Annotated in this window: 1 pseudogene; it reads left to right on the forward strand. The window is 75.4% G+C overall.

The features are described 5' to 3' along the window. Positions 1-1,635, forward strand: a pseudogene (locus tag DQW06_RS18090) (flagellar motor protein MotB); the annotation flags it as partial.

The following is a 1,635-nucleotide window of genomic DNA, read 5'->3' on the forward strand; positions in this document are numbered from 1 at the left end:
CGCCCCACCCCCGGGGACGAGATCGACGAGCGGGTGACGGTGGAACTCGACCACGTGCCCGGCCTCGGCATCACCGGGCCGGGTGCGGCGGGGGCCGCCCGGCGCCTCATCGTCAACGCGCTCGACCGCCTCAACGGCGACGCCGTGCGCGTGCTGCTCACCGAGGCCGAGGCCGCCCGCCTGGTGGGCGACCGGGGCCGCGACCTGCTGCGCGCGCATCCCTGCGAGCCCGTGCGGATGGTCGGCACGATGGAGGAGGCCCTGACCGTCCTCCAGCGCGAGCTGCACCAGATCGTCGAGGAACCGGGGGAGCGGCCGCACACGCCCCTGGCCCTGGTGACCTCGCCCACCTCCGAGCACGAGACCGCGCTGTCGGGTCTGCTGCTGCACGGGCAGCAGCAGGGCATCACGGCCGTGGTCCTGGGCCGCTGGCCGCTCGGGGGCAGCTGCGTCATCGAGGAGGACGGTCTCATCACCGAGACCAGCCCTCCGCTCAACCCGGTCTTCCACTGCTCCTGGCCCGGCGCGACCGCCGAGGAGGTCATGGACGCCGTCCGCGCCTACCGCCACTCCTCGCCCGCCCTGGAGGAGACCGGTGACCGGGTGCCGAGCCCGGAGGCCGCCGCGGAGGCCGCCGCGGAGACTGTCCCGGACGTCGCGCTGGAGGAGGCCGGTTCCTTCGCGGAGCCGTTCCTCGGCGCCCTGGGGGAGCAGACCGCTGTTGAGACGGCGGAGGCGAACGAGCCGGTAGAGACGGCTGAGTCGACCGAGTCGACCGAGTCAGTCGATGCGGTTGATGCCGCTGTGGGCGAGAAGGACCAGAAGAGGGCCGAGGCGGCCGCGAAGCCCAGGAGGACCAAGGGGATCAGGAAGGCCAAGGCGGCCGACGCCTCGGAGGAGGGCTTCTGGGACGCCGACGTCTGGAACACCGACTTCTGGGAGACCGACGCGCCCGCGGCCGGGAAGGCCGACACCGACCGGTCCGAGACCGAGTCGGCCGAGGCCGCGCCGTCCGTGCCCGAGCGGCCAGGTGCACTGTGGTCCGAGGCCGAGCCGGACGACACGGCCCGCTTCGGGGCCGCGTCGGAGGTCTCCGCGCGGCCGGACACCCGGTCGGACGGTTCCGTCATCGGGCGGCCCGCCGTGGAGGAGAGCACGACGCGGCCTTCCTCGTCCGCACCCTCCGTTTCCGAGGAGGCGGTTTCCGGATCGTCCGCGGACGCGGAACCCGCGGGCACCGGAGCGGACCGCTCCGCCCCCGAGCCGTCCGCCGCCGAGGAGGCCGAGCCCCGGCCGTCCGCGTTCGAACAGCTCGCCGCCGAGGAACAGGTGTCCCGGGAGACCGTGACGGGACCGTCCGAGTCCGCGCGGCCCACCGCCTCCGCACCCGCTCCGGAGAAGGCCGCCGCCGAGGAGTCCGCGCCCGAGCAGAGTGCGTCGGAGCGGTCCGCCCGGGAGGAGGGCGCCCCCGTGGCCTCCCCGTCCGAACGGCCCTCCGCCGAACAGTACGCCGCCGAGCTGTCCGCGCCCGCGCCGTCCGCGACCCGGGAACAGCGCGCGCCCGAGGAGACCGCGTCCGAGCCCGCCGAGCCCCGGGAGAACGCGTCCGCCCAGGTCACCGCTCCGGCACGGACG

The sequence above is a fragment of the Nocardiopsis sp. TNDT3 genome, from assembly GCF_003427465.1.
GTDB classification, from domain to species: Bacteria; Actinomycetota; Actinomycetes; order Streptosporangiales; family Streptosporangiaceae; genus Nocardiopsis; species Nocardiopsis dassonvillei.